The 14,458-nt window shown below is 36.0% G+C and carries 12 protein-coding genes; 11 read left to right on the top strand and 1 reads right to left on the bottom strand.

Going from position 1 to position 14,458, the window contains the following annotated elements; translation table 11 throughout:
• The first annotated feature begins 175 nt into the window (after window positions 1–175).
• From FJR37_RS13890 to FJR37_RS13875, 4 genes are all read left to right on the top strand, one after another.
• Window positions 176–865 (top strand): ATP-dependent Clp protease proteolytic subunit, encoded by a 690-nt coding sequence (locus FJR37_RS13890; RefSeq protein WP_039202028.1) that lies wholly within the window; start codon window positions 176–178, stop codon window positions 863–865.
• Window positions 866–904: 39 nt separating this feature from the next.
• A complete protein-coding gene (locus tag FJR37_RS13885) occupies window positions 905–1,558 on the top strand; it encodes an ATP-dependent Clp protease proteolytic subunit (protein ID WP_039202027.1) in 654 nt (217 codons plus the stop codon).
• Between the two features lie 86 nt (window positions 1,559–1,644).
• Window positions 1,645–2,238 carry an ATP-dependent Clp protease proteolytic subunit gene (locus FJR37_RS13880; protein WP_027400925.1) on the top strand — a complete coding sequence of 198 codons (594 nt, stop codon included), beginning with the start codon at window positions 1,645–1,647 and terminating at the stop codon, window positions 2,236–2,238.
• Window positions 2,239–2,342: 104 nt separating this feature from the next.
• Window positions 2,343–2,924: a J domain-containing protein gene (locus FJR37_RS13875; RefSeq protein ID WP_168466278.1), complete on the top strand. Its 582-nt coding sequence runs from the start codon at window positions 2,343–2,345 to the stop codon at window positions 2,922–2,924.
• A gap of 110 nt (window positions 2,925–3,034) precedes the next feature.
• Here FJR37_RS13875 and FJR37_RS13870 read toward each other — a convergent pair whose 3' ends face one another.
• Window positions 3,035–4,366, bottom strand: coding sequence for a Rieske 2Fe-2S domain-containing protein (locus FJR37_RS13870; RefSeq protein ID WP_168466277.1), 1,332 nt, complete (start codon window positions 4,364–4,366; stop codon window positions 3,035–3,037).
• An 84-nt stretch (window positions 4,367–4,450) separates the two neighbouring features.
• Here FJR37_RS13870 and FJR37_RS13865 point away from each other — a divergent pair, with 84 nt between their 5' ends.
• The 7 genes from FJR37_RS13865 to FJR37_RS13835 all read left to right on the top strand — a co-directional run bounded on the left by FJR37_RS13865 (window position 4,451) and on the right by FJR37_RS13835 (window position 14,417).
• Entirely contained in the window at window positions 4,451–5,719 is a 1,269-nt protein-coding gene (locus tag FJR37_RS13865) for an AAA family ATPase (protein ID WP_168466276.1), read from the top strand.
• A 95-nt stretch (window positions 5,720–5,814) separates the two neighbouring features.
• A complete protein-coding gene (locus FJR37_RS13860; RefSeq protein ID WP_168466275.1) occupies window positions 5,815–8,913 on the top strand; it encodes an ABC transporter substrate-binding protein in 3,099 nt (1,032 codons plus the stop codon).
• Between the two features lie 70 nt (window positions 8,914–8,983).
• Window positions 8,984–11,719 (top strand): ABC transporter substrate-binding protein, encoded by a 2,736-nt coding sequence (locus FJR37_RS13855; protein ID WP_168466274.1) that lies wholly within the window; start codon window positions 8,984–8,986, stop codon window positions 11,717–11,719.
• 21 nt (window positions 11,720–11,740) lie between these two features.
• Window positions 11,741–12,001 carry a MoaD/ThiS family protein gene (locus FJR37_RS13850; protein WP_168466273.1) on the top strand — a complete coding sequence of 87 codons (261 nt, stop codon included), beginning with the start codon at window positions 11,741–11,743 and terminating at the stop codon, window positions 11,999–12,001.
• Window positions 12,002–12,038: 37 nt separating this feature from the next.
• A complete protein-coding gene (locus FJR37_RS13845) occupies window positions 12,039–12,446 on the top strand; it encodes a hypothetical protein (RefSeq protein ID WP_168466272.1) in 408 nt (135 codons plus the stop codon).
• A 967-nt stretch (window positions 12,447–13,413) separates the two neighbouring features.
• Window positions 13,414–13,743: a hypothetical protein gene (locus FJR37_RS13840; RefSeq protein WP_235335128.1), complete on the top strand. Its 330-nt coding sequence runs from the start codon at window positions 13,414–13,416 to the stop codon at window positions 13,741–13,743.
• 182 nt (window positions 13,744–13,925) lie between these two features.
• Window positions 13,926–14,417 (top strand): hypothetical protein, encoded by a 492-nt coding sequence (locus FJR37_RS13835; RefSeq protein WP_168466271.1) that lies wholly within the window; start codon window positions 13,926–13,928, stop codon window positions 14,415–14,417.
• Window positions 14,418–14,458 lie beyond the last annotated feature (41 nt).

Raw genomic sequence — 14,458 nt, 5'->3', positions numbered from 1 at the left:
CGCAGGCCCTGCGCCCCTACTTTCTGACTTTTTTGGGATAGACTGTATTTTTTTTGGCGGGACTCACTAAAATCTAGCTTTTTTCACTATCAGGGAGAAATCCGCACCCTAAATTGGGTGAGCATCGCGCTAGGATGTAATACATTAACGGCATAATCTCAGATCATCAGTTGCTATGGAAAATTCCCCCATCAAGTCAGTTCAAGCTTCTTACTACGGCGACAGTTCCTACCGGACACCGCCACCAGATTTAGCTTCTCTACTTTTAAAAGAACGAATTGTCTATCTGGGAATGCCTTTAGTTTCAGCAGATGAATACAAACGGCAAATGGGCGTTGATGTAACCAAGCTAATTATTGCTCAGTTGCTTTATCTGAAATTTGACAATCCAGACAAGCCAATCTTCTTTTACATCAATTCAACGGGTACATCTTGGTATACAGGAGATGCGATCGGCTACGAAACGGAAGCTTTTGCTATCTGTGATACTATTAACTATATCAAAACACCCGTACATACAATTTGCATTGGTCAGGCATTGGGAACAGCAGCACTGATTCTATCTGCCGGAACTAAGGGTCAGCGAGCTAGTTTACCTCATGCCACTATTGTCCTGAATCAACCTCGCAGTGGGACTAGAGGTCAAGCAACAGATATTCAAATTTATGCCAAGGAAGTCTTAGCTAACAAAACGGCTATCTTGGATATTTTCTCTCAAAACACTGGACAATCTCCTGAAAAGATTGCCAAGGACACTGAGCGGATGTTTTATTTGACTCCCCAACAAGCCAAGGAATACGGATTGATCGATCGCGTTCTCGAAAGCATGAAGGATCTGCCGAAACCTTTACCAATGATTGCTTAAGTTGGTTCTCATCATCTCTAATTTCTTCTAATTATCCCTATGGCTGTTGATTCATCACTAAAAGTTCCTTATAACATTCCTGGTGGTAACCAGTGGCAGTGGGTCAGTATTGATCAACGGATGGCGCAGGAGCGGATTCTTTTCTTGAATCGTCCACTGACTACGACTCTGGCTAATTCCCTGATATCTGCCATGCTGTATCTGGAGTCCGAGGATCAGAGTAAGCCAATCTACCTTTATATCAATTCTTTGGGTGATCCTGTGCTGGCTGGTATGGATGAAACTTTAGGAATGATGTCAATTAGGGCTTGTTTGTCAGTTTATGACACAATCCAGTACATCAAGTCAGAAATTATTACTATCTGCTTGGGTCAAGCAGTGGGTATGGCAGCATTGATTCTATCATCTGGGGCGAAGGGAAAAAGATTCAGTCTACCTCATGCCAATATTGCTCTGACTCAGTCTAGTGTGGCTACTCAGGGTCAAGCAACAGATATTCAAGTGAATGCGGAAGAGGTGTTGCAGAAAGAAAAGATAATTTTTGATATTTTTTCCCAAAATACGGGACAGACAGCCGAAAAAATCTCGAAAGATAGTCAACGTATTTTCTATATGACTCCCCAGGAAGCGAAGGAATACGGAATAATTGATCGGGTGCTAGAAAGTACCAAGAATTTGCCAAGCTCTATTTGAGTTTGCTCTCTATTTTGGATTCTGGCTTCTCAACTTTGACGAAAATTCTCCAGTTCTATTCTCATAGTCTTCACTAAAATTGTCCTATGCCTATTGGTATTCCCAAAGTTCCTTATCGTCTCCCAGGTAGCACCTATGAACAATGGATCGATCTCGAAGATCGTCTATTTCGGGAGCGCATTATTTTTTTGACGGAGGAAGTAGATGATGGTATCGCTAATGCGATTGTCGCTTATTTGCTCTATTTAGATTCCGATGATCAAACTAAGCCAATTTATTTGTATATCAATTCTCCCGGTGGTTCGGTGACTGCGGGATTGGCGATTTACGACACTATGCAACACATTAAGTCTGAGGTGGTGACAATTTGTGTTGGTTTAGCTGCTTCTATGGGATCTTTTCTGTTGGCTGCGGGGACAAAGGGGAAGCGGATGGCTTTGCCTCACTCCCGAATTATGATTCATCAACCTTCAGGTGGAACTCGTGGCCAGGCAAGCGATATCGCCATTGAGGCTAGGGAGATTTTACGGCTTCGTCACCAGTTAAATCAAATTTATGTTGATAATACTGGTCAATCTTTAGAGAAAATCGAGAAAGACATGAATCGTGACTTTTTTATGTCTGCTCAAGAAGCTAAGGAATACGGTTTAATTGATCGTGTGATTGAAGAACGTATTTAAATAGGGGAAAATGATTCAAAATTCAAGCTGTAAGGTTCAAAAGTCTGAGTTTATCGGTTTGAATTTTTAGTTTTGAATTTTGAATTGAAGTCAAACGAAGCAACATGGATGTTGAAGATTATTACCGGATATTAGGTTTAAGGTCGGGAGTTTCTTTTGCTGATGTTAAAGCGTCCTATCGCCGGTTGGTTCAGCAGTATCATCCTGATATCAACCCAGATGATCTCAAAGCAAAAGATAAGTTTATTGCGGTAACTGAGGCTTATAAGTTTCTCCAAACGGTTTTACCGCCGGAGGAAATTAACCCAAGGACTAGTGCGACAGAAGTGCAAACTCAACCAGCAGCACCGAAAACAATGGTTACACCTCGTCCACAAAATTTGCAGGAGATTGAACAGCGGTTAAAGTGGAAGACTTATGAGCAATTACAGCGGTTTTTACAGGAAAAACGGTTTCCCCAGGCGATCGCTCTAGCAGAGGCTTTAGTGGCGCGTTTACCGGGGGATGCGGAAGTGCGTCAATGGTTAGCGATCGCTTATCAAATCTGGGGACGAGCCTTAATTACGCAAAAACAACTCCCAAAAGCCAGAATTTATCTGAAAAAAGCCTTAAAAACTGACCCGTACAATAAAACTTTATGGTCTGAAATTCAGCAAGATTTTCAACGTTTGGAATTGAAGCTTTAGTAATGGGTAATGGGTAATGGGTAATGGGTAATGGGTAATGGGTAATGGGTAATGGGTGATTGGTGATTGGTAAGAGTTTATTATTGATTCATTCTTGATTTTTTAATTGTTTATTTCTCTGCGTGGATGTAATCTACAAAGTAGAATTTAGGAATGAGCGAAAATTTCAACCAACTGTAAGCACCTAAACCTAAAAGTGCAGTAATTAGCAGTGGCAAACCTAGCTGTAACCGCCAATGATCTGGTAATACAGCTACCCCAGATATAACAATTACAAAATATACTAAAAGTCCTATTTGCAACCTTTCTAGATTTTTAACTGCGGTTCGACAACTACTACAATGCTGGGTATGTTGTTTATATCTATCCAACATTTCCCCATGATTATCATTAATAGGTGTAGGTTCACTCACATTAATTCCTACCTCATGCCAAGGCAATTTACCCTGACAATATTTATCAAACCAATTGCGAAATTCAATTACTAATTTATCAGCATTTGTCGGTAATTTATAAGCAGTTTTCCAACTTTCATGTAATTGTTTCTTCTGTAATAAATACTCTTGCTGATTTAGTAGCATCATATCCCCATCTAATACTAGATTTCTTTCATGAATATGATTCCACCAACGAGGAATAAAGCGATGTAAGGTCTTAGCAAAATTGCGGGAAAATTGAGCAACTATTCTCGATTTACCAGGAGATACAGGAATAGCATAAACCAGTAAACCTAATTTTTTGCCAGTATTACCAAGCTCAATTGTATATTCTAATCTACAAGGTGGTTCAAATGTAATAGTTGTGGGGAAACCCCTTTCGATATTTACTTCAATTAAATTAATGGTTGATTTGACTATATTAAGAGGTATAGGTCTAGCTTTTTCTCTATTACCTTGAACCCCATGATGAGAAAAAGGAACATGACTAGGATCTGCTACATTTTCTATTAATGTTTGCCAATCGTATTCCAAATCTCGAACATAATTCGACCACACAAATCCTTTTTCTGCATCTATTTGGGGTGATAAAGGTAAAGGTGTATTTTCAGCTATTGCTGCTGTTTTTTGATCTGGCCACACCCAAAGTAGTTCCTGTTGTTGACGAACAGGAAAGGAAATAACACAAAAATTGTCTTTATTTTTGGCAATAATTTCTGGGTTTTCTGCTTGGGGAATGCGTTGACAAATACCATTTTCATTAAATTCCCAACCATGATAACTACACATTAAATTACCTGTTTTAGTTTCTATTCTACCTTCGCTTAATGGTGCGAGACGGTGGGGACATTGATCCAAAAATACTCGATAGGTTTCTGATTTTGTAGGTTTCCAAATTACTAATCTTTTTCCTAATAATGTAATGGATTTTGGTTTTTGTGGTTCTAAATCTTCTATAGGTATGACTGGATACCAGTGCTGAAAGAAATTAAATTCAGATTGCATATTGCTTCTAATAGATAAAACAAGTACACTACTGATATTATATTGTTGCAAAAATCTTAATTTATCGAACTATTAAAATTCACCATGGCCAATCCCTTTTTTCCAGGTAAACCTGTTGCTCCAGAACATTTTGTGGGACGCACATCAGAAATTAACTTTGCTTTTGACCAAATCTGTGCCCGTAGTCATTTTGCCCTTTGGGGTGGACCGGGAATGGGTAAAACCTCATTTTTACGGAAACTTGCTTCTGAACAAGCATTGCGAGAACATGGTATAGATCCATCCGAGGTTGTCATTGTTTTACTTAGCTGCGAAAACATCATTCCCTTCACTCCTGCTGGTTTTTGGCGCGAGGTCTTAACTCTGCTGTGTGATCAATTGGACAGCGAACCGCAATTACAAGCGGAAATTAAACCCTTACTGGAAAAAACAGTTACAAATGATAGTTTACGCCAAGCACTGGGTAGATTAGGGAACAAAGGTAAATTTTTATTATTGTTGGTAGATGATTTAGATGCAGCTTTAGTAAGCAATGATCAATACACAGAAGCGGAAATGGGAACATTTTTAGCCCAATGTCGTAACTTGGCTGTTGCCGTACCAGAAAGTCAATATCTATCCATGATTGTTACCTCACTTCAACCCCTGAGTCAACCTGATTGTGGTCCTAAACCTAATCCTAATGCTTCTCCCTGGTACAATCACTACTTATTTCAATCTCTGAAACTATTTACCACGAGCGAGTTGGTTGAACTATTGACAATAATTAGACCACCAACGTTACGGGGCGAAATTATCAATATTACAGGTGGACATCCGACTTTAGTACAAACTGCTGGTTTCTTGCTATGGGGACAGATACAACCCGGTAATACGCCTAATATTAAGACATTTGCTAGGGGTTTTGAAAGAGATACGCAACAAATTTTTCAAACCATTTGGGACAGATGTAGTGAAATAGACCAAGCCTTATTAATGCTAATAGCCTTGTTAGATATGGAAGGTCATATAGAGGAGATTAAATTTAATTTGAGTGGTATAGGACGTATTCTTACCCAACATAGACGCTGGTTGAGTACATTAGAAGATAGGGGTGTAATTACTTCTAGTTCTACGGACACAGGAACGTTTTACTCTTTCACCTCATCACTAATGAAAAAATGGGTGACAGAGGAAATTTTGAAGACATCAAATACTTTAATTAAAGATAGAGAAAAAGAATTTCTCAATCTGATCAGTCATGGACAAGTAGGGAAGGTTAAAGAAGTAGTTACTTGGTTGGGAAATCATCCAGAGAATGTAAAGTCTGTCTTAGATTGGATTGCAAAAGTAGTGCCAGTATTTCCTAAATAAACTTTTGAGTAGGGAGGTTTTATGGAACTTCTCTACTAAGTTTATGAAAGATGATTGATGTGAAATTAAATTTATAAGTTGTGAGAACATGAAATATGACTAGTTTCCATTTCCCACCAAATCCTTATATAGTAGGTATTCCAATTAGAGATCCTAAAAAACTTTTTGGACGCGAAGATATATTAAGTCTGATTAATGATAGTCTGCAACACAATGTGCAACTAATTTTATTTTACGGACAACGACGAGTTGGTAAGACTTCAATACTGAAATTTATTCCTCAAAATATTGCAGAAGCTATTAAAGATAAATTTACTTTTATTAGTTTTGATTTTCAAGCTGAAGAAAATTCACATCTCGAAAATATTTTACACGGGATGGCAAAAAAAATTTTAGGGGATCTGTTAATACATGAAAAATTTTTAGATAGTCTAGCAGACGATATAATATCTGACACTAATGTTTTCTCCAGTCAATTTTTGCCAACTATTTATGATCGCTTAGGTAGTAGAAAATTGGTTTTTCTCTGCGACGAATTTGATGTTTTAAGTGAATCAAATGCAAGGCATATTATCCAATTACGAGAACTACATGAAAGACTATTTATTATTCCAGTTGTAGGTAGGCATATATCGAGATTACCAAACTTGATTTCTTTATTGCATGAAGCACCATATCATAGAATTGGTTTTTTAGATATAGAAAATACTAAAAAAATAATTACTCAATCTGATACAGTAGCTTTAAAATATCAACCAGAAGCAATAGAAGCTATTTTCGATTTATCCGCAGGACATCCTTATTTTATTCAAGTTATTTGCTTTGCTCTTTATGGTCTAGCAGGACAACGCCATACCAATAACCCAAGACCTGATTCTTTAAATATAACTGATCAAGATGTTGAAAATAATGTAAATAAAGCACTTGAAATGGCTACAGGTGCTTTAGACTTCTGGTTTGGACTGACTCCTGAACAGCAAATTATTCTTTCGGCAGTAGCAGAAGCTCAAAAGAGAGCTATTGCACAAAATGAATCTATTCCTGAACAACCACTAACCCTATTAGAAAGATATGGCATAGAGCCAACAAAATATTTGACAAAAGCACACGAACAATTAGTTGAATATGAATTTTTAGATGATACAAAATGTCAAATTAAAATGGGATTAGTTCGTCGGTTGTTATGCAAAGAATATCCGTTAGAACAAGAAATTACGAATGTAGAAAGCACTAATCAAACTGATGTTAATAATCTTAAGTCAGTAGCAAAAAATCAGCATGACAGAGCATTACATCTTTATGAACAAGCGTTACACCTTAATCCTAATAACTTTGAAACTGTAACATCTTTAGCCGCAGAATATTTAAAGATTCAAGATTTAAATATTCAAGCCCTTGATAAAGCCTGTGAACTGTATAACCGAGCTTATTTATTTTATTCTATTAATCATCAACAAGATATTGTTTTAGAGCCTTTATTGAACATAGCTGAACAATATTCAAAAAATGAAAATTTTGAGCAAGCTATAGAAGTTTACACAAGAGCTTACAATATTGATAAAGAACGTAGCAAAAACGGACTTTTGAAAACAAGAGAAAAGTATATACATAAGTTGATAGTTAATAGAAAATGGACTGAGGCAATACAACAATGTGAGTTGATTTTGAAAATTGATCCTGACAGCGACTTTGCCCAACAAAGACAAGAAGAAATTCATGTCCTCAAGACAAACACCAATAAGAAAACTCAAGGAGAAAATTCTAAACCTACAAAGAAAACTCCTATAGCAAATATAAATTGGCTGAAGTGGGGGTTAACTGGCATCGTAATTGCAGTTGTGAGTTTAGGTATTTCTCCAGGTTTCAGAACTTGTCCAGCAGGGGAAAAGAAAGAATTTGGAGTTTTTTGTGTAGCAGATAATAGTAGAATTAGTAGAGGAGAAAGAACCTTATTTTCTACCACCACTAATAGATTCCGTGATCAGGGCATTCAGGCTTTCCAAAAACGCGATTATGAACAAGCAGCTAATTTATTTAAACAAGCTATACAAGCAAACAGAAATGACCCCGAAGTAGTAATTTATTATAACAATGCCCTAGCTCGTCAACAAGGTTCTCATTTTACCTTAGCAGTAGTTGTACCAATAGGAACAAATCTAAGTGATGCTCAAGAAATTTTACGTGGTGTAGCGCAAGCACAAGATCAATTTAGTAAAAATAAAGGCCTTAATGGTAGGTTACTAGAAATAGTCATTGCTAATGATAGTAACAAGGATCAAGCTAAACAAGTAGCCAAAGAATTAGTGAAAGATACTTCAATACTAGGAATAATTGGACATAATTCTAGTGATGCTACTCAAGTTGCATTGGAAGAATACGCAAAAGCAGGATTACCAATTATTTCACCAACTAGCACTAGCGTTTTACTCAGTAACCCAGTTTTCTTCAGAGCGGTTTATTCTGATGCAAGTGGAGGTAGAAAACTCGCTGAATATGCTTATAAGAATTTGCAATTAAAAAAGGCAGTAATTTTTGCTAATCCTAACAGCCCCTATAGCAATAGTATCAGAGAGATATTCACAAATCAATTTGAAAAATTAGGGGGTGAGGTAGTTCGTAAACCGATGATTGATTTAACTGCTAGTTCATTTGATGCTGAGAAAGAAGTTGCTAAAAGCGTATATAGTGATGAAGCAGAAGTAGTGCTTTTATTCCCAGATACACAAAGCACTGGTATTGCCATTAACATTGCTCAAGAGATTACCTCTAGGAACAAGAGACTCAGAAATAGTCCTCAAAATCCGCCAATACGACAATTAAAAATGCTAAGTGGAGATACTCTTTATAGTAATGAAACTTTAGCTAGAGGTGGTAGGGATTTGGAGGGTTTAATAATTGTCATACCCTGGTTTAGAGAAACATTACAAGCTAAATCTTTTGCCCAAGCATCAGATAAAATATGGGGAGGAGCTATTAGTTGGCGGACTGCGACCAGCTATGATGCAACTCAGGCTTTTATTAAAACTTTATCTAACAATCCATCACGGACTACAGTACTAGAAGGATTAAAAAAAGTTAAGCTAGATAGTACGGAAACATCAGGCTATCTACTTGAGTTTACAAAAGAAAGAGAACGTCAAGGTGAATCTATTCTTGTGCAAATTAAAGATGGTAAGTTTGTAGAAATTAAATAAGAGGTTTCACTGATGAAATTAATACTTGAGATGTGTTATCGTAGTAGTCTTGCAGAGGTATTGTGAAAGGATGATTACTTTTCCCAAACATCAAAGAAATCCTTATATTGTTGGCCGTCCTATTGACCAACAACTTTTGTTTGGACGGGGGGATGTGTTTTCCTCTATTACCAGTCATCTTCAACAGCAGCAACAAATCATCGTATGCTATGGACAAAGACGTATTGGTAAGTCATCTGTCCTGAGAAATATCCCTCGAAAATTGCAGGATTTGAAAGAGTTTGTTTTTGTTAAGTTTAGTTTAGACTATTACTCTCAAGAACCACTAAGCAAGATTTTAGCAGATTTAGCGCAACAAGTGGTTAGTGACCTGTGTTTAGATAAAGAGAATATAAAATTACCTGTAATTACAGACTTGGAATCTGATTCTCAAGTTTTTTTAAATGAATTTTTGCCCCAGGTGTATCAATTAATAGAAAATAAAAATATAGTATTTTTACTTGATGAATTTGACGCATTATTAAATAATGATCATCCAGAATTATTAAGACATTTTAATAAATCTCTTACTAAAATAATCAGCACTAATAATAAACTATTTTTCATTTTATTTATAGAACAAAAATCAATAAATAATCCCAAAACAAAACAAATTTTTAAAGATGTACCTGCAATAGAAATTGGGCTATTAGATGAGAACAGTACCAAAGATTTGATTATTAAACCAGCCGAAAATATCCTTGAATATGAAGAAGGTGCAATAAAAGAAATTTTTAATCTATCAGCAGGACATCCTTATCTTATTCAGGCAATATGTTTTAGTATTTTTGGTAAAGCGCGAGAAAATGATAATTGGAGAGTTAATCGAGAAGACGTAGAAGCTATTATAAATAAGGTAGTTGAATTAGCAGGAGCTGGGTTAGCTTGGTTTTGGGATGGATTTTCTATTGCAGAAAAAATTGTTTTTTCAGCAATTGCAGAATCTCAAGAAACTTCAGAAAATTATTTAGCACTAATAGCAAGATTAACAAATGAGCTAGATAATAAATTAATTATAGAAACAGAACAACTTCTCAAAAATAATGGTTTTTTGGATGCAACAGGAGAGAAAATTAAAATAGAATTAGTGCGTCGTTGGATCATACAACATCATCCATTAAAAGAAGAAATTTATTTTGAATTGGATAAATTGAACCTTGATCAAAAAAAAAATCAAAGTAATCTAAAATTATATCTAAGAGAAGTTAGTGATAAAAATAATGTTTCATTTTTTGAAGATGCAAATCAAGTTAAATATGAAATAATCAAATCACCAACAAAATTATCAGAAAATAGGTCATTAAATATAAATATATTAAGTAACCTTCAAAAGTCTTTTTCAGTAGTTACTCCACCAAATCCAAAGCTGATTATTTTACCGACAATAGCTACTACCTTATCATTAATTATTTCTAGTATTCTATTAGTTAACTCAACAGTTAAATCAACAAATCCATGTCTAGCAGGTGAAAAACTGGACTTTGGAGTTTTTTGTGTAGCAGATAGTAGAATTAGTAGAGGCGATCACACTTTATTTCCTACCATTACTAATACATTTCGTGATCAAGGTATTCAGGCTTTCCAAAAAGGCGATTATGAACAAGCAGCTAATTTATTTAAACAAGCCATACAAGCAAATAAAAATGACCCAGAAGTAGTAATTTATTATAACAATGCTCTAGCGCGTAAAGCAGGTTCTCCTCTTACATTAGCGGTAGTTGTACGAAGTGCTGAAGGGGTATTACGTGGAGTAGCTCAAGCACAGGATCAATTTAATAGAAACAACGGTCTGACAGGTAAATTACTAGAAATAGTTATTGCCAATGATAACGACGATCCAAAACAATCTCAACAAATAGCTCAAAAACTCATTAATGATACTTCAATATTAGGAGTAATAGGACATAATTCTAGTGATGCTACTAAGGCAGCATTACCAGAGTATAAAAAAGCCGGATTAGCAGTTATATCTCCTACCAGCACCTCCATTTTGTTATTCCAAAATCCAGTTTTTTTTAGAGTTGTTTATTCCGATGAAGCTGCGGGAAAAGCACTGGCTGAATATGCTTTTAATGAACTGAAAGTGAAAAGAGTAGTTGTGTTTATAAATCCTCAGAGTATTTATAGTGATAGTATCAGAGAGCTATTTACCCGTCATTTTGAGAAACTAGGAGGTAAGGTAGTTCGTAACGTTGATATAACTGCTAGTTCATTTGATGCAAAGAAAGAAGTAGCTGAAAGTGTAGATATTAATAAAGCACAAGCAGCCATACTATTGCCAAATATACAAATTGCTCATATTGCTATTAACATTGCTAAGGAGATTACCAATAGAAATCAGCAACTCAAGACCCAAAAAGTGGAAATACCAGAATTAAAGATGTTAGGTGGAGAGAGTCTTTATAAAAAAACAACTTTAGAGAAAGGTGGTGAAAATGGTAAAAATGTAGAGGGTTTAATAATCGCAGTTCCCTGGTTTGAAGAGCAACCAGAAGCCAAAACCTTCGCTAAAAGAGCAAAAAAACAGTGGACGGGAGATATTAGTTGGACAACTGCAACTAGCTATGATGCTACTCAGGCTTTTATTAAATCTCTAGCTGGGAGTTCGTCAAGAACTACAGTATTAGACAGGTTGAAAAATGTTAATCTTTCTACCAGGGAAACATCAGGTTATCCACTTCGGTTTACAGAAGAAAGAGAGCGTCAAGGTCAGGCTGTACTAGTGCAAATTAAGAATGGTAAATTTACTATAATTCCCAATAAGTAAATCAGGTTATCAAAAAATTGTATGTCTAATACTGTAATTACTGTGACTGTAAAGTTATTTGCTATTTATCAAGAAGTTTATGGGGTGAATGAGTTAGTGTGGGAGTTTCCCTATGGTACACCTGTGCAAGCGGTGTGCGATCGCCTAATTGCTGAACACCCAAAATTAAGCAAATGGCGAGAAATAACCCGTTTCGGCGTGAATTTACAATTTGTTGAACCAGATACTATTCTCCAAAATGGTGATGAGGTGGTTTTAATTCCTCCAGTGAATGGTGGTTAATGAGGATATATTCAAAGCCATTAAAAAGAAATTAAAGATGATTAAGTTAATTTTTACAACAATTTTCATAGTTTTCCTTACAGCTTGTACTACTATTGCCTTATCTCCAACACCGGAATTAGTGCAAAAGGCGATCGCCCTGCAACTGGAACAAACCCAACAGCAACTTAACCAACAGCTAGATTTAAACTTCCAACAATTTAATATTCAGCGCATATCTATTACTCAACAACAACCCCTCACCATTGAAAACTTACCAGCTTATCGGGTACAGGGAAATTACGACTTTACCGTAAAACTACCAAAACGCAGTTTTAAACAACTTGAAAAACCCTTTGAAGTTTATCTACAAATTCAAAAAGAAGGTAAAAGTTGGCGGTTATTAATACCAGAAAAAACCCATCAAGATCCTCAATCCAAATGGCAGAGTTACTTAATTCTTTAATGGGATGTTTGACACTCCCCAGTCTAAGAGGGTGTTTGAAAAGTCATGATTGCCGTATCAAATGTTTTACCCCTCCCTAAGAGGGTGTTTGAAAAGTTATGGTTGATGTATCAAATATTTTTTACCCCACCCTAACCCTCCCCTTGTAAAGGGGAGGGAACTGGATTTTTATTGTTTCCCCCCTTTACAAGGGGGGACTAAGGGGGGTAGCAATGTGATGAAAATTACGGAATACCACTTTTCAAACATCCTCTAACCCTGCCCTTGTGAAGGGGAGGAAACCAGATTTTTCTTGTTTCCCCCCTTGACAAGGGGAAAGGGGGGTAAAAATGTGATGAAAATTATGGGATACCACTTTTAAAACATCCTCTAAAGACACGGGGATTCTTGGTTCAACAAGACCACTCAAAACGGCTGGATTGTTTGATTCTAAACGTAGGGGTAAAGCAAGAGCTTCATTGGTGTCAACTTAAGTTAGAAATGGCTTATCTGTTTGCTGCCACACCCGCCCTGAAATTCATTTCAGGGCTAATAGCCAAAGTTTACTAAAGTAAACTGAGGATTTAGACAATTCTTAGTCATCTTCAGATGACTTTTGCTATTAGACTGGGAATTCATTCCCAGGCGGGCTATGGGTTTTACGTTAAGTTGACACATATCAGCACTGCTAAACCCCTACACATCTGGGTTCTTTGTCATCTAGTAAAAGTTTAAATCTCACCCGTGTTTAGTATAAAAAAGATAAAATAATTTTATAACTTGAGATAACCTCTTTGTACCAAAATAAATGTACATTAGCTGATATAATCAAGATTCTAACCGCACAAAAAAATCTATCAATCTCAGATTCAACCTGTGATATATGCTGGTTTAGGGTTAGACTCTAAATATATAGGAAAAAAATACTTCTTTCCTTAATTATTGTAAAATTCACTTAACAAACAAAGATTCAGTTTGAACAAGTGTCATCTCATACAAAGGAGAAATAAAAATGACAGAAAATAATCAGGATAATATCAGTAATACTGAAGAAAGTTCTCAGGGAACAATCATAGTGGCTGGAATGCGTCCCATTACCACTGGCACTTTACAAGTAGTTGATACCTTCAACTCCATGGGAATTCGTCCCATAGGTGCAAACACATTTCAAGTAGTTGACAGTATTAACTTGTCTGGTATTCGTCCCATTGCTTCTAGCACCTTGGTAGTTGCTGACAACTATTCCGTTTTCGGAAATCGGCCAATAGCACCGAACACCTTCGATGACTCCGAGCTTTTGATGGGTTTTCTAGACTAATTACATTCTCAATATTGTCATCATATCAAATTCAACCTGGTTTTATTAATAAACTAGGTTGTTTTATTAAAAAAATTATCAGAAGATCCCCAACTTCTTTTATTTATTATGTCCGCAAATTATAAATTAATGTCAGAAGTCGGGGATCTTATCACTGATATTAAAAAAGGAGTAGTTTAATTATGGCAAAATCTCCAATTTTATCAACATCTTTAAACTTTCAAGAAAATTACCCATGTCCAGTATGTCGCGTGGGTAAAATTTCGCAAATGTTGATGATGGAAGCTATGTGTTGTGATTTCTGCAATGAGATTTTTACAGTTAATTTAGAATTACAACAAATTAAAATGCCTTCTAGAGAACCGCCTTTAGTTTGGAGTTGGAATGGATTGAGGTGGACGCAAGCACGATTAGGAACTGTGGAATTAGGTTGGGGTTATGGTTTATCTGCAATTGCTTTTATTCTTTTACCAACTACCTTAATAGGGGTGACAGCATATTATTTTCCTCCTCATTCTCATGTTCCCCTGTCATGGATTCCATTTGTTTGGACAATGCTAACTTTTTTGTCACACTTAGGAATTATTATTTGGATTTTTATTGAAGTTTATCAGATTCCCATTATCGCATATTTGCGAGCCATTACCCGGTGGCAAAATAGACTAATTAGATAAATTTTACCAATTTCGAGCATTATACTGAAAACGGTTTATAG

The sequence above is a fragment of the Aphanizomenon sp. UHCC 0183 genome (assembly GCF_009712065.1).
Classification (GTDB): Bacteria; Cyanobacteriota; Cyanobacteriia; order Cyanobacteriales; family Nostocaceae; genus Dolichospermum; species Dolichospermum heterosporum.
The sequence above is the reverse complement of the archived record's forward strand: the minus strand, read 5'-3'. Positions and strand labels throughout refer to the sequence as shown.